General features: G+C 64.1%; 17 protein-coding genes. 4 read left to right on the top strand and 13 right to left on the bottom strand.

Annotated features, from left to right (window positions below):
• Positions 1–161: 161 nt before the first annotated feature.
• Positions 162–1,502, top strand: coding sequence for a hemolysin family protein (locus tag HU735_RS02655; protein WP_186712285.1), 1,341 nt, complete (start codon positions 162–164; stop codon positions 1,500–1,502).
• A gap of 54 nt (positions 1,503–1,556) precedes the next feature.
• Here the strand turns inward: HU735_RS02655 and HU735_RS02650 are convergent, their stop codons facing one another.
• From HU735_RS02650 to HU735_RS02615, 8 genes are all read right to left on the bottom strand, one after another.
• Positions 1,557–2,456, bottom strand: coding sequence for a M23 family metallopeptidase (locus tag HU735_RS02650; protein ID WP_186712284.1), 900 nt, complete (start codon positions 2,454–2,456; stop codon positions 1,557–1,559).
• A gap of 167 nt (positions 2,457–2,623) precedes the next feature.
• Positions 2,624–3,535, bottom strand: coding sequence for a response regulator (locus HU735_RS02645; RefSeq protein ID WP_186712283.1), 912 nt, complete (start codon positions 3,533–3,535; stop codon positions 2,624–2,626).
• A 163-nt stretch (positions 3,536–3,698) separates the two neighbouring features.
• On the bottom strand, positions 3,699–4,469 hold the full coding sequence (gene phoU, locus HU735_RS02640) for a phosphate signaling complex protein PhoU (RefSeq protein WP_023630537.1): 771 nt from the start codon (positions 4,467–4,469) through the stop codon (positions 3,699–3,701).
• Between the two features lie 122 nt (positions 4,470–4,591).
• Positions 4,592–5,425 (bottom strand): phosphate ABC transporter ATP-binding protein PstB, encoded by an 834-nt coding sequence (gene pstB, locus HU735_RS02635; protein ID WP_110736314.1) that lies wholly within the window; start codon positions 5,423–5,425, stop codon positions 4,592–4,594.
• 72 nt (positions 5,426–5,497) lie between these two features.
• Positions 5,498–7,168 carry a phosphate ABC transporter permease PstA gene (pstA, locus tag HU735_RS02630; RefSeq protein ID WP_050707551.1) on the bottom strand — a complete coding sequence of 557 codons (1,671 nt, stop codon included), beginning with the start codon at positions 7,166–7,168 and terminating at the stop codon, positions 5,498–5,500.
• 17 nt (positions 7,169–7,185) lie between these two features.
• Positions 7,186–9,474, bottom strand: a complete 2,289-nt coding sequence (locus HU735_RS02625) for an ABC transporter permease subunit (protein ID WP_186712282.1) — start codon at positions 9,472–9,474, stop codon at positions 7,186–7,188.
• Between the two features lie 142 nt (positions 9,475–9,616).
• A complete protein-coding gene (locus HU735_RS02620; RefSeq protein ID WP_062575623.1) occupies positions 9,617–10,615 on the bottom strand; it encodes a phosphate ABC transporter substrate-binding protein PstS in 999 nt (332 codons plus the stop codon).
• Between the two features lie 168 nt (positions 10,616–10,783).
• Entirely contained in the window at positions 10,784–12,073 is a 1,290-nt protein-coding gene (locus HU735_RS02615; RefSeq protein WP_186712281.1) for an MFS transporter, read from the bottom strand.
• Positions 12,074–12,435: 362 nt separating this feature from the next.
• Between HU735_RS02615 and HU735_RS02610 the strand changes: the two genes are divergently transcribed.
• Together HU735_RS02610 and HU735_RS02605 are read left to right on the top strand one after the other, a co-directional pair.
• Positions 12,436–12,834, top strand: a complete 399-nt coding sequence (locus HU735_RS02610) for an acyl-CoA thioesterase (protein WP_003253317.1) — start codon at positions 12,436–12,438, stop codon at positions 12,832–12,834.
• A gap of 73 nt (positions 12,835–12,907) precedes the next feature.
• Positions 12,908–13,804: a D-hexose-6-phosphate mutarotase gene (locus HU735_RS02605; protein WP_186712280.1), complete on the top strand. Its 897-nt coding sequence runs from the start codon at positions 12,908–12,910 to the stop codon at positions 13,802–13,804.
• 117 nt (positions 13,805–13,921) lie between these two features.
• Here HU735_RS02605 and HU735_RS02600 read toward each other — a convergent pair whose 3' ends face one another.
• The 5 genes from HU735_RS02600 to HU735_RS02580 form a co-directional block, all read right to left on the bottom strand.
• Positions 13,922–14,455 carry a DUF3299 domain-containing protein gene (locus tag HU735_RS02600; RefSeq protein WP_028689975.1) on the bottom strand — a complete coding sequence of 178 codons (534 nt, stop codon included), beginning with the start codon at positions 14,453–14,455 and terminating at the stop codon, positions 13,922–13,924.
• Positions 14,456–14,505: 50 nt separating this feature from the next.
• Complete coding sequence (locus tag HU735_RS02595; RefSeq protein ID WP_050707557.1) at positions 14,506–14,751, bottom strand: GlsB/YeaQ/YmgE family stress response membrane protein; 246 nt, start codon at positions 14,749–14,751, stop codon at positions 14,506–14,508.
• 96 nt (positions 14,752–14,847) lie between these two features.
• A complete protein-coding gene (locus HU735_RS02590; protein WP_186712279.1) occupies positions 14,848–15,930 on the bottom strand; it encodes a 5-(carboxyamino)imidazole ribonucleotide synthase in 1,083 nt (360 codons plus the stop codon).
• Between the two features lie 10 nt (positions 15,931–15,940).
• On the bottom strand, positions 15,941–16,432 hold the full coding sequence (purE, locus tag HU735_RS02585; protein ID WP_050707559.1) for a 5-(carboxyamino)imidazole ribonucleotide mutase: 492 nt from the start codon (positions 16,430–16,432) through the stop codon (positions 15,941–15,943).
• Positions 16,433–16,603: 171 nt separating this feature from the next.
• Positions 16,604–17,533 (bottom strand): LysR substrate-binding domain-containing protein, encoded by a 930-nt coding sequence (locus tag HU735_RS02580; protein ID WP_050707560.1) that lies wholly within the window; start codon positions 17,531–17,533, stop codon positions 16,604–16,606.
• A gap of 181 nt (positions 17,534–17,714) precedes the next feature.
• On the opposite strand from HU735_RS02580, the gene aspA reads away from it, so the two are divergent.
• Positions 17,715–19,139, top strand: coding sequence for an aspartate ammonia-lyase (gene aspA, locus HU735_RS02575; protein ID WP_050707561.1), 1,425 nt, complete (start codon positions 17,715–17,717; stop codon positions 19,137–19,139).
• Positions 19,140–19,230 lie beyond the last annotated feature (91 nt).

Genomic DNA, 19,230 nt, shown 5'->3' with positions numbered 1-19,230 from the left:
CCACGCATTGCCTGAGCGATCGTGGGAGCGGGCTTGCCCCGCGATGGGACGCATCCCCTTTGCTTTTGCGGCTCCAGCCGCTACATTGGATCCCCCGTGCCAGCCATCGCTGGCACTTTTTTTCTCTTGAATTCAAAGACGGACCCCGTAAAAACTCCATCATGGACCCTTCCCCTGGTATCAGCCTCACCTCGTTGTTCGCCGATTTCGGCATGATTCTCTTCGCCTTGTTCCTGGTGCTGCTCAACGGCTTCTTCGTTGCCGCCGAGTTCGCCATGGTCAAGCTGCGTTCCACCCGGGTCGAATCCATCGCCGAGCTGCATGGCTGGCGTGGCAGCATCCTGCGCAAGGTGCACAACCAGCTCGACGCCTACCTGTCGGCCTGCCAGCTGGGCATCACCCTCGCCTCCCTGGGCCTGGGCTGGGTCGGCGAGCCGGCGTTCGCCCACCTGCTCGAGCCGCTGCTGGCCGCCGTGGGCGTGGACAGCCCCGAGCTGATCAAGGCGATCTCGTTCTTCGTCGCCTTCTTCGTGATCTCCTACCTGCACATCGTCGTTGGCGAGCTGGCACCGAAGTCCTGGGCAATCCGCAAGCCCGAGCTGCTGTCGCTGTGGACCGCCGTGCCGCTGTACCTGTTCTACTGGGCGATGTACCCGGCGATCTACCTGCTCAACGCCAGCGCCAACACCATCCTGCGCATCGCCGGCCAAGGCGAGCCCGGGCCGCACCACGAGCACCACTACAGCCGCGAGGAGCTCAAGCTGATCCTGCACTCCAGCCGCGGCCAGGATCCGAGCGACCAGGGCATGCGCGTACTGGCCTCGGCCGTGGAGATGGGCGAGCTGGAGGTAGTCGACTGGGCCAACTCCCGCGAGGACATGGTCAGCATCGACGCCCATGCGCCGCTGAAGGAAATCCTCGCCCTGCTGCGCCGCCACAAGTTCAGCCGCTACCCGCTGTATGACGCCGAGCGCGAGGAATTCACCGGCCTGCTGCACATCAAGGACCTGCTGCTGGAACTGGCCGAGCTGGATCACCTGCCCGAGACCATCGACCTCGAGGACCTCGCCCGCCCGCTGGAGCGCGTCTCCCGGCACATGCCGTTGTCCCAGCTGCTGGAGCAGTTCCGCAAGGGCGGCGCGCACTTCGTGCTGGTGGAGGAAGCCGATGGCAAGGTGATCGGCTACCTGACCATGGAAGACGTGCTGGAAGTGCTGGTCGGCGATATCCAGGACGAACACCGCAAGACCGAGCGCGGCATCCTCGCCTACCAACCGGGCAAGCTGCTGGTACGCGGTGATACGCCGCTGTTCAAGGTCGAGCGCCTGCTGGGCGTCGACCTCGACCATATCGAGGCGGAAACCCTGGCCGGGCTGGTCTACGAGACCCTCAAGCGCGTGCCCGAGGAAGAGGAAGTGCTGGAGGTCGAAGGCCTGCGCATCATCATCAAGAAGATGAAAGGGCCGAAGATCGTGCTGGCCAAGGTGCTCAAGCTGGATTGATGTGACGTCATCGCGAGGCAAGCCCACGTGGGAGCGGGCTTGCCCCGCGATGCTTCAGGGATTGCCCGCCGTGAAATCCGGCAACCCGCCAATCGGCCGGTCGAACTGATACGGTATCGACTCCAGCGCCAACCCCACATTGCGCTGCACCACGAAATGCAGGTGCGGACCGCTGCTGTTGCCGGTGTTGCCCGACTTGGCCAGCGCCTGCCCCTGGGCCACCCGCTGCCCCTCGCCCACAACCACCGAGCCGCGCATCAGGTGCAGGTACACGCCCATGGTGCCGTCCGGGTGCAGGATCCTGACGAAGTTGCCCGCCGGGTTGTTGCCCCGCCCGCTCTGGTTGTTCTCGATCTTCACCACCACCCCACCCCGCGCCGCGATGATCGGCGTGCCCTCGGGCATGGCGATGTCCATGGCATAGCGCCCCTTGGGCCCGAAGTGGCTGAAGCGGCCGTTGGGACCCTGGCTCAGACGAAACGGCCCGCCCTTCCAGGGGAAGGGATAGCGATAGCCCTGCGGGCGCTGGCCCGGGTCGCCCATGGCATAGCGAAACTTGGTGTCGTACCTGAGGCTGCTCCCCTGGCGGGCCTGGACCACGCTGAGCACCTGGGTAGAGCGCGGCGGCACCAGGCGCCGGACGATACGCGGGGCGTTGCCGCCCTGGGCATTGGCCAGGCGCTCCACGCGCAGTTCCACCTCCATGGGCACGAACAGTTCGTTGCGGGCGACAAAGCGCACGCCACCGGCAAAGGGCTCGGTCTTCAGGCGAACTTGGCCATCCAGGCGCTCGACCATGGGCTCACGGAACACGAAGACCTTGGCCCCCGGGCTCGGGCGGTCGGAGTAGGAGACCACGCCGAAGGTGTCGGTGGTCTTGTAGACGGTCATGCCCAGGCTCGACGCCGAGGCCGTGAGCAAGGCACAGAACAGCAGCAGGCGGGCGGGCGGCATGATGGTGGCTTTTTGACAGTTGTGTTCTGTCGAAGCCTAGCAGCCGGATTTGAGAGGGATATGACAGTTGGTCGGGTGGTGCCTGCAGGAGCGACTTGCGCAGCGTATGGTACCCGCTTCGCGGGTTATCGCGGGACACGCCCGCTCCTACAGGGCCCAGGGTGGCGTCAGGCGCCTGGCGTGAAGTGCTTCTGCGCCGTGCCGCGAGCGATCAGCCGCGACAGGTAGTCGAGCTTCTGCGCATCCTGGTCGACGAACTTGAAGGTCAGTTGCAGCCAGTCGCTCTCAGGCTTTGGCTCCAGCGCCGCAATGGCGTGCAGGTAGCCGTTCAGCCGCGCCGTTTCGGCATTCTCGCCTTGCTCCAGGTCCAGCACCGCGCCTTCGAGCACTTGCGGCAGGTTGGTGCCGCGGCGCACCACCAGCAGGGCTTCCTTGAGGCTCAGGGCCTTGATCATGCACGGCTGGGTGCCACTGGACAGGCGCAGTTGGCCTTGGCCACGGCCGGTCTGGGCCGCCGCGGCGGCAGTCTTCGGCGTGGGGGCGTTGATCAGCGGCTTGGCCGCCGCTGCCACGGGCGCGGCGGCGGGCGCGGTTACCTTGGCCGCGTCTGGACGACCGCCGGTCAGGGCGCTGAGCGAGTCGTTGGCAAACGCCGAGTTGACCCGCGCCGGCGCGCTGGACATCAGGGCATCGAGCTTGCCGATCTTGGTCAGCGACTTCTTCACCTTGGTCAGCAGCTGCTCGTTGGTGAACGGCTTGCCGACGAAATCGGAAACACCGGCCTGGATGGCCTGGATCACGTTTTCCTTGTCACCACGGCTGGTCACCATGATGAACTGCATGGTCTTCATCTCTTCCTGCTGGCGGCACCAGGTCAGCAGCTCGAGGCCGGACATCTCGGGCATCTCCCAGTCGCACAGGACCAGGTCGAAACGTTCCTTGCTCAGCATGGCCATGGCCTTGCGACCGTTGACCGCGTCCTCGATCACCACGCCGGGAAAGGCGTTGCGCAGGCACTTTTTTACCAGGTCGCGGATGAACGGGGCATCGTCCACGACCAGCACATTCACTTTACTCATCGATACTCCTCTTGAATCCCGGCTAGCATACCGCCGACTGATGGCCATTTGCCAAACCACTGGTCACGCCGGGACTTCTCACACGGTTCGCGGGTGCCTGCTGGTGCTCGACCGCAAACGAAAACGCCCGGCGGTTGCCGGGCGTTCATGCTCGGGAGCAATCCTATTTATCGTCCGGTTCAGCCGGAACATTAGCGATTTCGCCCTCATCGAACGCTTCGCCCTGCACCTCGGCCTTCATGCGCTTGAGGCCCATGTGGCGCACGTCGGTGCCACGCACCAGGTAGATCACCAGCTCCGAAATGTTGCGCGCGTGGTCGCCGATGCGCTCCAGTGAACGCAGGGCCCAAATCACGCTGAGCACGCGGGAGATCGAGCGCGGGTCTTCCATCATGTAGGTGACCAGCTCGCGCAGCGCAGTCTTGTATTCGCGGTCGATGGTCTTGTCGTACTGGGCCACCGACAGCGCCAGGTCGGCGTCGAAACGGGCGAAGGCGTCCAGCGCGTCGCGGACCATGTTGCGTACCTGGTCGCCAATGTGGCGCACCTCGACGTAGCCGCGTGGCGACTCGCCTTCCTCGCACAGCTGGATGGCGCGGCGGGCGATCTTGGTCGATTCGTCACCGATGCGCTCCAGGTCGATCACCGACTTGGAGATGCTGATGATCAGGCGCAGGTCGGAGGCCGCCGGCTGGCGACGGGCTAGGATCCGCACGCACTCCTCGTCGATGTTGCGTTCCATCTGGTTGATCTGTTCATCGACCTCGCGCACCTGCTGGGCCAGGCCCGAATCGGCCTCGATCAGCGCGGTGACGGCGTCGTTCACCTGCTTCTCGACCAGGCCGCCCATGGCCAGCAGGTGGCTGCGCACCTCCTCGAGCTCGGCGTTGAACTGCTGGGAGATGTGGTGGGTAAGGCTTTCTTTGTTGATCATGCTTTCGCTCCGCGAAGAAGCTGCAAGCCTCAAGCTGCAAGCTTCAAGTGGTTCGTGTCATTCCCTGGCCGCTTCTTCTTGCAGCTCGCAGCTTGAAGCTTGCAGCTGCGCCAAAGGCACCGTTAGCCGTAGCGACCGGTGATGTAGTCTTCGGTCTGCTTCTTCGCCGGGTTAGTGAACAGGGTGTCGGTATCACCGAATTCGACCAGTTTGCCCATGTACATGAACGCGGTGTAGTCCGAAACGCGGGCCGCCTGCTGCATGTTGTGGGTGACGATGACGATGGTGTACTTGGATTTCAGTTCGTAGATCAGCTCTTCGACCTTCAGCGTCGAGATCGGGTCCAGCGCCGAACACGGTTCATCGAGCAGCAGCACTTCCGGTTCCACGGCGATGGTACGGGCGATCACCAGACGCTGCTGCTGGCCACCGGACAGGCCCAGGGCCGAGTCATGCAGGCGGTCCTTGACCTCGTCCCACAGCGCCGCGCCCTTCAGCGCCCACTCGACGGCTTCGTCGAGCACGCGCTTCTTGTTGATGCCCTGGATGCGCAGGCCGTAGACCACGTTCTCGTAGATGGTCTTGGGGAACGGGTTGGGCTTCTGGAACACCATGCCCACGCGGCGGCGCAGCTCGGCCACGTCCTCGCCCTTGCGGTAGATGTTGTTGCCGTACAGGTTGATGGCGCCTTCCACGCGGCAGCCATCGACCAGGTCGTTCATGCGGTTGAAGGTCCGCAGCAGCGTGGACTTGCCGCAGCCGGACGGGCCGATGAAGGCAGTCACGCGCTGCTTGGGGATGTTCAGGCTGACGTCGAACAGCGCTTGCTTGTCGCCGTAGAACAGGGACAGCCCAGGTACTTCGATGGCCACGGTCTCTTCGGCCAGGCGCAGGCTCTGCTTGTCGCGGCCCAGGGCCGACATGTCGATGCCGTGGGCGTGGGATTCATGCTGCATGGTCAACTCCATACGCTATCAATTCGTTTCAAAGGGCCGCCCGGTGTTCGGGCGGCACGCTTGCAATCAGGATCAGTGGTCGAGGGCCTTGTACTTCTCGCGCAGGTGGTTACGGATCCACACCGCCGAGAGGTTGAGGGTGGCGATCACCAGCACCAGCAACAGCGCGGTGGCGTACACCAGCGGCCGCGCGGCCTCGACGTTGGGGCTCTGGAAGCCGACGTCGTAGATGTGGAAGCCCAGGTGCATGATCTTCTGGTCCAGGTGCAGGTACGGGTAGTTGCCATCCACCGGCAGCGACGGCGCCAGCTTCACCACACCCACCAGCATCAGCGGCGCCACTTCGCCGGCGGCGCGAGCCACGGCGAGAATCATGCCGGTCATCATGGCCGGGCTGGCCATCGGCAGGACGATCTTCCACAGGGTCTCGGCCTTGGTCGCGCCCAGGGCCAGCGAGCCCTCGCGCACGGTCCGCGGAATCCGCGCCAGGCCTTCCTCGGTGGCCACGATCACCACCGGCACCGCCAGCAGCGCCAGGGTCAGCGAGGCCCACAGCAGGCCTGGGGTGCCGAGGGTCGGCGCCGGCAGCGACTCGGGGAAGAACAGCCGGTCGATCGAGCCACCCAGCACATAGACGAAGAAGCCCAGGCCGAACACGCCGTAGACGATCGCCGGAACGCCGGCCAGGTTGTTCACCGCGATGCGGATCAAGCGGGTCACCGGGCCCTGCTTGGCGTACTCGCGCAGGTACACCGCCGCCAGCACGCCGAACGGGGTGACGATCACGGCCATGATCAGGGTCATCATCACGGTGCCGAAGATGGCCGGGAAGATACCACCCTCGGTATTGGCCTCACGCGGGTCGTCGCTGAGGAACTCCCACACCTTGGCGAAGTAGGCGCCCATCTTGGTCAGGCCGGACATGGCGTTCGGCTGGATGGCGTGGACCACCTTGCTCAGGTTGATCTCCACCTCGCGGCCGTTGCCGTCGCGGGCTACCAGGCTGTCGCGGGCAAAAGCCTGGTGCAGGCCGGTCAGGCGCTCCTCGATGGCCTTGTAGCGGTTGTTCAGCTCGGCGCGCTCGGCGTCCATGTCGGCCTGGGCGGCGGCATCCAGCTTGCCATCCAGTTCCAGCTTGCGGCCGTGCAGGCGCAGGCGCTCGAGGCCATGGTTGATGGCACCGATGTCCTTCTTCTCCAGCTTCACCAGCTGGTCGTTGAGTTCGCTGGCGCGCTTGAGGCGCGTCTGCAGCTCAGTCCAGGCCTCGGGGCCCTGGGCGACCACGCGGCCTTCTTCCTTGACGCTGACCAGGTAGCCATAGAAGTTGCCCCACTCGCGGCGCTCCAGGGCGATCAGATCGACAGGCTTTTGCTGGTCGACCAGCCACTCGCCCACGACCCAGGTGAAGTCAGTGCCGTTGAGGTCACGGTTACCGACCTTGATCAGCTCGCGGGTCATGAACTCCGGGCCCTGCTCGGGCACCGGCAGGCCGGCACCCTTGAGGCGTTCGCGGGGTACTTCTTCCTTCTGTACCACTTCACCGATGACCACGTGGTCGGCCTGGCCCGGCACCTTGTAGGTGGCCTGGACCAGGTCGGCCGGCCAGAAGTGGCCCAGGCCGCGCACGGCGATCACGGCCAGCAGGCCGACGGTCATGATGACCGCCATGGCGACCGCGCCACCACTGATCCAGACGCCGGGGGCGCCGCTCTTGAACCAGCCTTTGAGGGAATCCTTTTTCACGGATCTCTACCTTTCTATCAAAGCGACGAGTATTTCTTGCGCAGGCGCTGGCGAATCAGCTCGGCCAGGGTGTTCATCACGAAGGTGAACATCAGCAGCACGAGGGCGGCGAGGAACAGCACACGATAGTGGCTGCCGCCGACTTCCGATTCGGGCATTTCCACGGCCACGTTGGCGGCCAGAGTGCGCATGCCCTCGAACAGGTTCATCTCCATCACCGGGGTGTTGCCGGTGGCCATCAGCACGATCATGGTCTCGCCCACCGCGCGGCCCATGCCGATCATCAGCGCCGAGAAGATACCCGGGCTGGCAGTGAGGATGACCACGCGGGTCAGGGTCTGCCACGGCGTGGCGCCCAGGGCCAGCGAACCCAGGGTCAGGCTGCGCGGCACGCTGAACACGGCGTCTTCGGCGATGGAGTAGATGTTCGGGATGACCGCGAAGCCCATGGCGATACCGACCACCAGGGCGTTGCGCTGGTCGTAGGTGATGCCGAGGTCGTTGCTGATCCACAGGCGCATGTCGCCCTTGAAGAACCAGCTCTCGAGGAACGGACTCATGTACAGGGCGAACCAACCGATCACCAGGATCACCGGGATCAGGATCGCCGCTTCCCAGCCATCCGGGATGCGCAGGCGGATCGACTCCGGCAGGCGGCTCCAGCTGAAGCCGGCGAGCAGGATGCCGATTGGCATGATCACGAACAGGCTGAACACGCCCGGCAGGTGGCCTTCCAGGTACGGCGCGAGGAACAGGCCGGCGAAGAAGCCGAGGATCACCGTCGGCATCGCTTCCATCAGCTCGATCACCGGCTTGACCTTGCGGCGCATGCCCGGGGCCATGAAGTAGGCGGTGTAGATGGCGGCGGCGATGGCCAGCGGAGCGGCCAGGATCATCGCGTAGAACGCGGCCTTGAGCGTACCGAAGGTCAGCGGCGACAGGCTCAGCTTGGGTTCGAAGTCGGTGTTCGAGGCGGTCGACTGCCAGACGTATTTAGGCTCGTCGTAGTTCTCGTACCAGACCTTGCCCCACAGCGCGCTGAAGGAGATCTCCGGGTGCGGGTTGCGCAGGCTCAGGGGCAGCAGCTTGCCGCCTTCCTCGATGATGATGCGGTTGGCGCGCGGCGACAGGGCCAGCACGCCCGCGCCTTCGGCGACCGGCTCGACCAGCAGGGTGCGGTGCGCGGTGCTGTGGAACACACCGAGCTTGCCTTCGCTGTCCAGGGCGATAAAGCCCTTGCGGCGCTCTTCGGCGTCGATCTGCACCACCGGGGCCTTGCCCAGCTGGAAGCTTCGGATCAGCTTGAAGCGCGACTCGCCGTCCGGATCCCGGGCCATGAACCACTGGCTCAGGCCGCCCTTGGAGTCACCGAAGATCAGCGAGATGCCACCGACCAGCTGGGCGGTCGCGGTGATTTCGGCGTTGCCGTCTTCCAGCAGCTTGTAGCGACCATTGAGGCTCTTGTCGCGCAGGCTGAACACGTCGGCGGTGGCGCGACCGTTGACCACGTACAGCCACTGCTGGCGCGGGTCGATGAAGATGTTCTTCACCACCTCGGTCATCTGCGGCAGCTCGATGCGGTTCTGCTCGATGGTGACCTCGTCGGTCATCATGTTTTCGGTGCGAGACAGTTCGACCACCTGCAGGTGCGCACCGGTGGAGCCGGCCAGCAGCAGGGTGTCGCCATTGACGTTGACGCTCACGTGTTCCAGCGCGCGGCCCTGGTCATCCAGGGTGAACAGGTCCTGACCATAGGGGTAGTCGATACCCGGCTCAATGGTCTTCTTGTTGTCCGGATAGGTGATCTTGTAGGTGTGGTGGAACACCAGCGCCTGGCCATTGGACAGGCCCAGTACCACCAGCGGGCTGCCAGGCTGGTCGGTGCTGATCGAGCTAACCTGGGCGCCGGCAGGCAGCGGCAGGTCGACGCGTTTCAGTTCATTGCCGGTCTTGGTGTCGAAGAACAGCGCCTGGCCCTTGTCGGACACACGCATGCCCACGAGGTTCTGCTCCTCGAGGGCGATCATCAGGGGTTTGCCGGCGTCCTGTTGCAGCCAGGTCGGCTCCAGGGCCTTCTTGCTGGTCAGCTCGGCACCCTGGAACAACGGCAGCACCACATAGGCCAGGTAGAAGAAGATCAGCGTGATCGCTGCCAGCACGGCGAGGCCGCCCACCAGGACGTACCAGCGGGTCAGACGGTCCTTGAGGGCGCGCATGCGGCGCTTGCGTTGCAACTCGGGCGTATTGAAATCAATGCGCACGGGAGGAGAATTTTGGGTCATTGTGGAGTTGGCCAGATCATTCATGCGCACACCCTAGCGGTCCCGTATGACAAAAACATGACAGTGCAGTGACGCAAAAAAGCCCGCCGCTCAGGAGCCCTGGCTTCGGACTAAGGAATTCGTGGAGGAGGCCGGCATTGTGGTCACCGGCCTCGTCCTCAGTTACTTACTTCTTTGCAACGTTACCCGCGTGGGACAGGCCCAGGTCGGCCAGGGTCTTGTCGACCACCTTGGCTGGCAGCGGGATGTAGCCGTCCTTCACGACAACCTGCTGGCCGGCCTGCGACAGCACCAGCTTGACGAACTCGGCTTCCAGCGGTGCCAGAGGCTTGTTCGGCGCCTTGTTGACGTAGACGTAGAGGAAGCGCGACAGCGGATAGGTGCCGTTCAGGGCGTTGGCTTCGTTGTCTTCGACGAAGGTGCCGCCGTCTTTCTTGGCCAGAGGCACGGTCTTGACGCTGGCGGTCTTGTAGCCGATGCCCGAGTAGCCGATGCCGTTCAGCGAGGAGCTGATCGACTGCACGACCGAGGCCGAGCCAGGTTGTTCGTTGACGTTAGGCTTGAAGTCGCCTTTGCACAGGGCTTCTTCCTTGAAGTAGCCATAGGTGCCCGATACCGAGTTGCGGCCGAACAGCTGGATCGGCTTGTTGGCCAGGTCGCCGGTCACGCCGACGTCGCCCCAGGTCTTGATCTCGCTCTTGCCACCGCACAGGCGGGTGGAGGAGAAGATGGCGTCGACCTGGGCCATGGTCAGGCCCTTGATCGGGTTGTCCTTGTGCACGAACACGGCCAGGGCGTCGACGGCGACCGGGATGGCGGTCGGCTTGTAGCCGTACTTCTGCTCGAAGGCCTGCAGCTCGACGTCCTTCATCTTGCGGCTCATCGGGCCCAGGTTGGCGGTGCCTTCGGTCAGCGCGGGCGGCGCGGTGGAGGAGCCGGCGGCCTGGATCTGGATGTTTACGTTCGGATATTCCTTCTTGTAGGCCTCGGCCCACAGGGTCATCAGGTTCGCGAGGGTGTCGGAACCGACGCTGGAGAGGTTGCCCGATACACCGGTGGTCTTGGTGTAGGTCGGGATTGCAGGATCGACAGCGGCGACCGCATTGGCGGCAGCGACGCCAGCGGCGGCAAAGGTCAGGGCCGCCATCAAACGCTTCAGTTTCATGCCTTGCTCCTAGCAGGAATATCGTGGGTTGTGAGATGGAACGGGCCCAAGTATCTGCAGGCCGCATGAACACTCTATGACTCGAATATGACAATTGGATGAAAGGCCATCACCGGGAACCGGGATGGCCTTTACAGGATGTTGCAGAGGGGGATTTTAGAGCGGGTGTCAGCGTTTACGAGCGAGCAAATAGGTGCCCACCAACAGACCAACGGCACACAGGCACGCCACGTAGTAGGCCGGCGCCATCGGGCTGAACTTGAGCAGCGCGGTCACCACCATCGGCGTCAGCCCGCCAAAGATCGCGTAGGCCAGGTTGTAGGAGAACGACAGGCCGCTGAAGCGCACCACCGGCGGGAACGCCTTGACCATCACGTACGGCACGGCACCGACGATACCCACGCACAGGCCGGTCAGGGCGTACAGCGGGAACAGCAGGTCCGGACGGGTCGGCAGGCTGTGGTAGAAGGCCCAGGACGACGCCAGCAACGTCAGGCTGCCGACGATGAACACTCGCCCGGCGCCGAAACGGTCGGCCAGGCTACCAGCCCCGATGCAGCCCAGGCTGAGCAGCACGATGGCCAGGCTGTTGGCCTTGAGCGAGTCGGTGGGGCTGACGTGATAGAGGCTCTGCAGCAAGGCCGGGGTCATCAGGATGATCACCACGATGCCGGCCGACAGCAGCCAGGTGAGCAGCATCGACAGGATGATCGCACCGCGATGGTCGCGCAGTACCGCGCGCAGCGGCAGTTCTTCGGCCAGGGCCTTGCGCGCCTGCATCTCGGCGAACACCGGGGTCTCATGCAGCCAGCGGCGCAGGTAGACCGCGAAGAAGCCGAACACCCCACCGAGCAGGAACGGGATACGCCAGGCGTAATCCGCCACCTCCTCGGGGGTGTAGAGCGTGTTGATCAGGGTCGCCACCAGCGAGCCAAGCAGGATGCCCGAGGTCAGGCCGGCGGTCAGGGTGCCGCAGGCATAGCCGGTGTTGCGCGCTGGCACGTGCTCGGAGACGAACACCCAGGCCCCCGGCACCTCGCCACCGATGGCCGCGCCCTGGATCACCCGCATCAACAGCAGCAGGATCGGCGCCCACAGGCCGATCTGCGCATAGGTGGGCAGCAGGCCCATCACCAGGGTCGGCACCGCCATCAGGAAGATGCTCAGGGTGAACATCTTCTTGCGCCCGAGCAAGTCGCCGAAGTGGGCCATGACGATGCCGCCCAGGGGGCGCGCCAGGTAGCCGGCGGCGAAAATGCCGAAGGTCTGCATCAGACGCAGCCACTCGGGCATGTCGGCGGGGAAGAACAGTTTGCCGACCACCGTGGCGAAGAACACGAAGATGATGAAGTCGTAGAACTCCAGGGCTCCGCCCAGGGCGGACAGCGAGAGGGTCTTGTAGTCACTGCGGGACAACGGCCGGGACGGCTGCTCGATACTGCTCTGCACGGAGGTCATCGCTGTTCTTTCTCTTGTAGGTCTGCGGACCGCTTGGCATGCGGCTTCTGGATTGGCTAGGCAGCGAAGATAGCAAATAGCCGAGCCGCGCTCATAGCGGTACAAAATCCATACAGATATTCATGAATGTGCGGTCGTCGCTGGCTGTGCAGGTATATATACTGCCCGCTCGTAGGAAAAGGTTGCTTCCATTGTGGGAAGTTGTGCGAAAACGTCGGTCATTGTTGTCAGACTGTTTCGCAGAGTTTCCCTTTGGCCGCCTCGCGAAGCGAAATCAGCGTAGTATGCGTGTTGCTGAATCGTTTTTACGGCGTCCTTCATTGCGCCACCAACGAAGCTTCACGGGTCAGAGGCCCCACGGCATGATTGAGCTCGAACAAGAAGATCCTATCCCGCAGGGCGACCTGGCCTTGCAGATCACCGCGCTGCCACGCGAGACCAATGGTTTCGGCGATATCTTCGGCGGCTGGCTGGTCGCCCAGATGGACCTGGCCGGCACCGCCATGGCCAGCCGCGTCGCCGGTGGCCGAGTGGCCACGGTGGCCATCGACCGCATGGCCTTCCTGGTGCCGGTGGCGGTGGGCGCGCAGCTGTCCTTCTATACCCAGACCCTGGAGATCGGCCGCAGCTCGATCCAGATGATGGTCGAAGTGTGGAGCGACGACCCGCTGTCCAGCGAATGGCGCAAGGTCACTGAAGCCGTGTTCGTGTTCGTCGCCATCGACGGCAGCGGTCGCACCCGCTCGGTGCCTCGTCGCTGAGCCGAGCGAGCGGTAAACTCATTGCACGTCACCGGGTCCAACGGCCTGACAGACAATCAATGAGACGAGCGCAATGGCTAACTTCACGGTCGAGACCGAGCTTCACGGCGAACTCAATTGCTGGCGCATTACCAGCGAGCATGCCGAACTATTGATCGCCCAGCAGGGCGCGCAGGTCCTCAGCTACCAGCGGATCGGCGAACCGCCGCTGCTGTGGCTGAGCGACCTGGCCATCTTGCGCAAGGGCAAGTCGGTGCGCGCCGGCGCACCGGTGTGTTGGCCCTGGTTCGGCATCTTCGAACGCAACCCGGATTCGGTCAAAGCCATGTTCAAGGGCGAGCAGCCACCGGCCCACGGCCTGGTGCGCGGGCGCGACTGGCAGTTGCTGGGGGCCGAGGAGCACGGCGAAAGCCTGCACATCGAATTCGAACTGCCCGAAGCCCAGGGCGACTTGCCGGGCTGGGCCCACGAGGTCCAGCTCAAGCTGCTGGTGGAACTGGGCGACCAGCTGAAGCTGACCCTCACCAGCTACAACCTCGGCAATACCGACGTCACCCTGAGCCAGGCCCTGCACAGCTACTTCGCGGTAAGCGACGTGCGTCAGGTGCAGGTGGAAGGCGTGGACGGGTTGGCCTATATCGAAACCCTGGCCAACTGGGAGCAGCGCCAGCAGCAGGGCAACCTGGGCTTTACGGGCGAGACCGATCGCATCTACCTGAACGCCCCCGAGCGCCTGGCCATCGTCGACCCGCACTGGAACCGACGCATCACCTTGCAGGCCGGCGGCTCACGCACCGCGGTGATCTGGAACCCCTGGACCGAGCGCGCTCGCGACCTGCCGGACATGGCCGACGATGGCTGGCAGCGCATGCTGTGCATCGAGACGGCCAATGTGATGGATGACCTGGTGGTGCTCAAGCCGGGGGCGAGTCATGCGATGAGCGTGGCGATCGGTAGCGAAGTGCTCTGAGTTTTCCGGGACCGCTACGCGGTCCTTTCGCGACACAAGGCCGCTCCCACAGGATTCGCGTGATCCCTGTAGGAGCAGCCTTGTGTCGCGATGGGCTGCAAGCAGCCCCAGAATGCGTTAGAGGTCGGCGTCTTCCACCACCCTCACCTGCCCCGCCTCCAGCGCATACGCCGCATCCGCCAGGTCATTGCTGACCGTCTCCACCTTCAGCGTGCCGGTCACCCACAACGGCGTGTAGATGTCGTCGATCTTCAAACCTTTCGGATAACGCACCAGCACCAGCTGGTTCGGCGGCGGTGGCGGAACATGGATGCAGGCGCCCGGGTACGGCACCAGGAAGAACAACGTGCTGTTGCCTTTCGCATCGCTCTCCAACGGCACCGGATACCCGCCCAGGCGGATCTGCTTGCCGTTCATCGCTGCCACGGTCTTGGTCGAGTACATTACCGCAGGCAAGCCCTTGCTCTGCTTCAGGCCACCCTTGGCAGTGAAGGTCCCCTGGGCTTCCGGGGAGTCGTGGTCGATCTCGGGCATCTGCTCGAGGGCTTTCTGGTCCGACTTGGGCATCAGCTCCAGCCAGTCGGTCTCGGGCAGTTCGGCATGGGCCAGGGCGCTGGCCAGCAGCAGGGGGACGAGGAATAACGCACGCATGGGAATGCTCGGCAACTCGGGATTGAATTGCCGGGCATTCTAGCCTGTGTTCAGTTCTTCTTGATGAAGCCGTAGATCACCAGAAGGATGATCGCGCCGACCAGGGCCCCGAAGAAGCCTGCGGCCTGCCCGGCCTGGTAGATGCCCAGGGCTTGCCCGCCATAGGTGGCGGCCAGGGAGCCGGCGATACCGAGGAGGATGGTCATGATCCAGCCCATGCTGTCGTCACCCGGTTTCAGGAAACGCGCCAGCAGGCCGACGATCAGGCCAATGAAGATGGTTCCAATGATGCCCATGGCAATCCCTCTGTGATGAACATGAAACATGCCAAAGCCTAGTCAGCGCTTTGGCATGTTGCCATCTCAGAGCGGCATTGCCGGCCAGAAGTTCGATCAGCCGGCGATCAACGCCTCTACTTCGGCGATCTTGGCCTTGAGGGTGGCCATGTCGGCGCAGCGCAGGGTGGCATGGCCGACCTTGCGCCCGACCTTGAATGCCTTGCCGTAGTGGTGCAGGTGGCAATCGTCGATGGCCACGACCTTGTCCACCGGCGGTACTTCGCCGATGAAGTTGAGCATGGCGCTCTCGCCGACCTTGGCGGTCGAACCCAGCGGCAGGCCGGCGACGGCACGCAGGTGGTTCTCGAACTGGCTGCACTCGCTGCCTTCGATGGTCCAGTGCCCGGAGTTGTGCACGCGCGGGGCGATCTCGTTGGCCTTCAGGCCGCCGTCGACTTCGAAGAACTCGAAGGCCATGACGCCGACATAGTCCAGCTTCTGCAGCACCCGACCGACGTAGTCTTCGGCCAGGGCCTGCAGCGGGTGCGCGTCGCTGGCCACCGACAGTTTCAGGATGCCGCTGTCGTGGGTGTTGTGCACCAGCGGGTAGAAGCGGGTTTCGCCATCGCGGGCACGCACGGCCACCAGCGACACTTCGCCGGTGAACGGTACGAAACCTTCCAGCAGGCAAGGCACGCTACCCAGCTCGGCGAAGGTATCGACCACGTCCTCAGGCTTGCGCAGGACCTTCTGGCCCTTGCCGTCATACCCCAGGGTGCGGGTCTTGAGCACGGCCGGCAGGCCGATGCTGGCGACGGCGGCATCCAGGTCCGCTTGCGAGAGGATGTCGGCAAAAGCCGGGGTCGGAATCCCCAGGTCGCGGAACATGCTCTTCTCGAACAGACGATCACGGGCGATGCGCAGGGCCTCGGCACTCGGGTAGACCGGCACGAACTGCGAAAGGAAGGCGACGGTTTCCGCCGGCACGCTCTCGAACTCGAAGGTCACCAGGTCGACTTCGTCGGCCAGCTGGCGCAGGTGGTCCTGGTCGCCGTAGTCGGCGCGCAGGTGCTCGCCCAGCGGGGCGGCGCAGGCGTCCGGGGCCGGGTCGAGGAAGGCGAAGTTCATGCCCAGCGGGGTGCCCGCCAGGGCCAGCATGCGGCCCAGTTGGCCGCCACCGATTACACCGATCTTCATAGCGTCAACCTCAAGCCTGGCGCGGATCTGGATTGTCCAGAACGGTGTCGGTCTGCTCGGTGCGGAACTGCTTGAGCGCCGCGTGGAACTGCGGGTACTTGGCGCCCAGGATGCTCGCCGACAGCAGCGCGGCGTTGATCGCGCCGGCCTTGCCGATGGCCAGGGTGGCCACGGGAACACCAGCTGGCATCTGCACGATCGACAGCAGCGAATCGACACCCGACAGCATCGACGACTGCACCGGCACGCCCAGCACCGGCAGGTGGGTCTTGGCGGCGCACATGCCCGGCAGGTGGGCGGCGCCGCCAGCACCGGCGATGATCACCTCGATGCCGCGGCCTTCGGCCTCCTCGGCGTACTGGAACAGCAGGTCCGGGGTACGGTGGGCGGAAACCACCTTCACCTCGTAGGGAATGCCGAGTTTTTCCAGCATATCGGCGGTGTGGCTAAGGGTGGACCAATCGGACTTGGAGCCCATGATCACGCCAACCAGTGCACTCATCGTCGAGCCTCTTCGCTTGTGCGCCCGCAGGCGCGTCAAAAAACAACAAGCCACGCGGGACGACCGGCGTGGCTTGTTTGCTGATCATGACCGGATCTATCCGGTCGAGGGGCCGCGCAGTATAGCGTAACGCGAGGCGATCACGGCACCCCCGGCGACCAAGTGTCGCCCTTATTTTTCGGGGGTTTGGCTGACTTTCGGGTCAACTGAGCCGCCCTCCAGCTTGCGCCACAGCAAGCGCACGTTGGCCTTGCGCACCAGCGCGCAGCGGTACAGGCGGATTTCCAGCGGCACATGCCACTGGCTGCCGCCACAGATCACCAGTTCGCCACGTTCCAGCTCGCCGCGCATCGACAGCCTCGGCACCCAGGCGATGCCCATGCCTTCGAGCGCCATGCTCTTGAGACTGTCGGCCATCGCGGTTTCATAGACAGTGGTATAGCGCAGGTTGCGCTGGCGCAGCAGCAGGTTGACCGAACGGCCGAGGAAGGCGCCAGCGCTGTAGGCCAGCAGCGGCACGCTGCCCTCGCCCTCCAGGTCGAACAGCGGCTTGCCGTCCGGACCCACGGCGCACACCGGAAGCATTTCGGTGGTGCCCATGTGCAGCGAGGGGAAGATCTCGGCGTCCATCTGCAGGGCGGCGTCCGGGTCATAGAAGGCCAGCATCAGGTCGCAGCCGCCCTCGCGCAATGCATGAACGGCATCACCGACGTTGGTGGCCACCAGGCGCGTGGCGATGTTCAAGCCATCGTTGCGCAACTGCGCCACCCAGCGCGGGAAAAAGCCCGATGCCAGGGAGTGCGCGGCCGACACCTGGATCACCTCGCCCTGCCCACCCTCGAGGTGATGCAAATGGCGGAGAACTTCGCTCAACTGATCGACAACGGTACGCGCCGTGACGAGAAACAGCTGTCCTGCCTCGGTCAGTTCGATGGGCGTGCGGGAACGATTCACCAAGGTCAGCCCGAGTGCCGCCTCCAGGCTGCGTATGCGTCGGCTGAAGGCCGGCTGGGTGACGAAACGGCGCTCGGCCGCCTGGGAAAAACTGCGCGTGGAGGCCAAGGCACTGAAGTCCTCCAGCCATTTGCTTTCGAGGTTCATCGACTACTCCGCAACGCGTGCACCAAAATGGAACACGCTCGATTGTCAATCGGCGTCACATCAAACCGTATGCCGTTTGTGCATAGGTTAGCGTGCAACAGCATTGGCCGCAAAATCCGGGCAGCCCTAGCATTGGCGCCATTCCGGCAGGTGCCGGGTCAAAATCGAGATGATATCCATCATGTCCTCCGCTGCATCGTTCCGCGTCGAAAAAGATCTGCTTGGTACCCTTGAAGTCCCTGCCGATGCCTACTACGGCATCCAGACTCTGCGCGCTGCCAACAACTTCCACCTCTCCGGCGTTCCGCTGTCGCACTACCCGAAACTGGTAGTCGGCCTGGCGATGGTCAAGCAGGCCGCTGCCGACGCCAACCGTGAGCTGGGGCACCTGAGCGATGCCAAGCACGCTGCCATCACTGCAGCCTGCGCCCGACTGATCAAGGGTGACTTCCACGATCAGTTCGTCGTGGACATGATCCAGGGCGGTGCCGGCACCTCCACCAACATGAACGCCAACGAAGTCATCGCCAACGTCGCACTGGAGCACATGGGCCACCAGAAAGGTGAGTACCAGTACCTGCACCCGAACAACGATGTGAACATGGCGCAGTCGACCAACGACGCCTACCCGACCGCTATCCGTCTGGGTCTGCTGCTGGGCCACGACGCCCTGCTGGCCAGCCTCGACAGCCTGATCCAGGCCTTCGCCGCCAAGGGTAAAGAGTTCGATCACGTACTGAAGATGGGCCGTACCCAGCTGCAGGACGCCGTGCCGATGACCCTGGGCCAGGAATTCCGTGCCTTCGCCACCACCATGACCGAAGACCTGCAGCGCCTGCGCTCGCTGGCTCCGGAACTGCTGACCGAAATCAACCTGGGCGGCACCGCCATCGGTACCGGTATCAACGCCGACCCTGGCTACCAGGCCCTGGCCGTGCAGCGCCTGGCGACCATCAGCGGCCAGCCGCTGGTCCCGGCCGCCGACCTGATCGAAGCCACTTCCGACATGGGCGCCTTCGTGCTGTTCTCCGGCATGCTCAAGCGTACCGCGGTCAAGCTGTCGAAGATCTGCAACGACCTGCGCCTGCTGTCCAGCGGCCCGCGCACCGGCATCAACGAAATCAACCTGCCAGCGCGTCAGCCAGGCAGCTCGATCATGCCAGGCAAGGTCAACCCGGTAATCCCGGAAGCCGTCAACCAGGTGGCCTTCGCCATCATGGGCAACGACCTGGCCCTGACCGTCGCCGCCGAAGGTGGCCAGCTGCAGCTGAACGTGATGGAACCGCTGATCGCCTACAAGATCTTCGACTCGATCCGCCTGCTGCAACGCGCCATGGACATGCTGCGCGAGCACTGCATCGTCGGCATCACCGCCAACGAACAGCGCTGCCGTGAACTGGTCGAGCACTCGATCGGCCTGGTCACCGCCCTGAACCCGTACATCGGCTACGAAAACGCCACCCGTATCGCCCGCGTCGCCCTGGAAACCGGCCGCGGCGTGCTGGAACTGGTGCGCGAGGAGAAGCTGCTGGACGAAGAGATGCTCAACGACATCCTGCGTCCGGAAAACATGATCGCTCCCCGTCTGGTTCCGCTGAAGGCGTAACCCAGACCGCTGCAAACAGTCTCACCAGGTCGAGGGACTAGACACCTCTCAACCTTTCAAGGGCCCGAGCGCACGCTCCGGGCCCTTTTTT

The sequence above is a fragment of the Pseudomonas sp. BW16M2 genome, from assembly GCF_014268865.1.
GTDB classification, from domain to species: domain Bacteria; phylum Pseudomonadota; class Gammaproteobacteria; order Pseudomonadales; family Pseudomonadaceae; genus Aquipseudomonas; species Aquipseudomonas peradeniyensis.
This window is presented reverse-complemented; position numbering and strand designations above follow the sequence as displayed.

Bases quoted from the DNA above. Each gene is read 5' to 3' on its own strand.
- HU735_RS02615 (WP_186712281.1), bottom strand. From the start codon at position 12,073: ATGACCTCCGTGCAGAGCAGTATCGAGCAGCCGTCCCGGCCGTTGTCC.
- HU735_RS02655 (WP_186712285.1), top strand. From the start codon at position 162: ATGGACCCTTCCCCTGGTATCAGCCTCACCTCGTTGTTCGCCGATTTC.
- purE (WP_050707559.1), bottom strand. From the start codon at position 16,432: ATGAGTGCACTGGTTGGCGTGATCATGGGCTCCAAGTCCGATTGGTCC.
- HU735_RS02600 (WP_028689975.1), bottom strand. From the start codon at position 14,455: ATGCGTGCGTTATTCCTCGTCCCCCTGCTGCTGGCCAGCGCCCTGGCC.
- phoU (WP_023630537.1), bottom strand. From the start codon at position 4,469: ATGATCAACAAAGAAAGCCTTACCCACCACATCTCCCAGCAGTTCAAC.
- HU735_RS02580 (WP_050707560.1), bottom strand. From the start codon at position 17,533: ATGAACCTCGAAAGCAAATGGCTGGAGGACTTCAGTGCCTTGGCCTCC.
- HU735_RS02595 (WP_050707557.1), bottom strand. From the start codon at position 14,751: ATGGGCATCATTGGAACCATCTTCATTGGCCTGATCGTCGGCCTGCTG.
- HU735_RS02610 (WP_003253317.1), top strand. From the start codon at position 12,436: ATGATTGAGCTCGAACAAGAAGATCCTATCCCGCAGGGCGACCTGGCC.
- HU735_RS02625 (WP_186712282.1), bottom strand. From the start codon at position 9,474: ATGAATGATCTGGCCAACTCCACAATGACCCAAAATTCTCCTCCCGTG.
- HU735_RS02650 (WP_186712284.1), bottom strand. From the start codon at position 2,456: ATGCCGCCCGCCCGCCTGCTGCTGTTCTGTGCCTTGCTCACGGCCTCG.
- pstB (WP_110736314.1), bottom strand. From the start codon at position 5,425: ATGCAGCATGAATCCCACGCCCACGGCATCGACATGTCGGCCCTGGGC.
- HU735_RS02590 (WP_186712279.1), bottom strand. From the start codon at position 15,930: ATGAAGATCGGTGTAATCGGTGGCGGCCAACTGGGCCGCATGCTGGCC.
- HU735_RS02645 (WP_186712283.1), bottom strand. From the start codon at position 3,535: ATGAGTAAAGTGAATGTGCTGGTCGTGGACGATGCCCCGTTCATCCGC.
- HU735_RS02620 (WP_062575623.1), bottom strand. From the start codon at position 10,615: ATGAAACTGAAGCGTTTGATGGCGGCCCTGACCTTTGCCGCCGCTGGC.
- HU735_RS02605 (WP_186712280.1), top strand. From the start codon at position 12,908: ATGGCTAACTTCACGGTCGAGACCGAGCTTCACGGCGAACTCAATTGC.
- aspA (WP_050707561.1), top strand. From the start codon at position 17,715: ATGTCCTCCGCTGCATCGTTCCGCGTCGAAAAAGATCTGCTTGGTACC.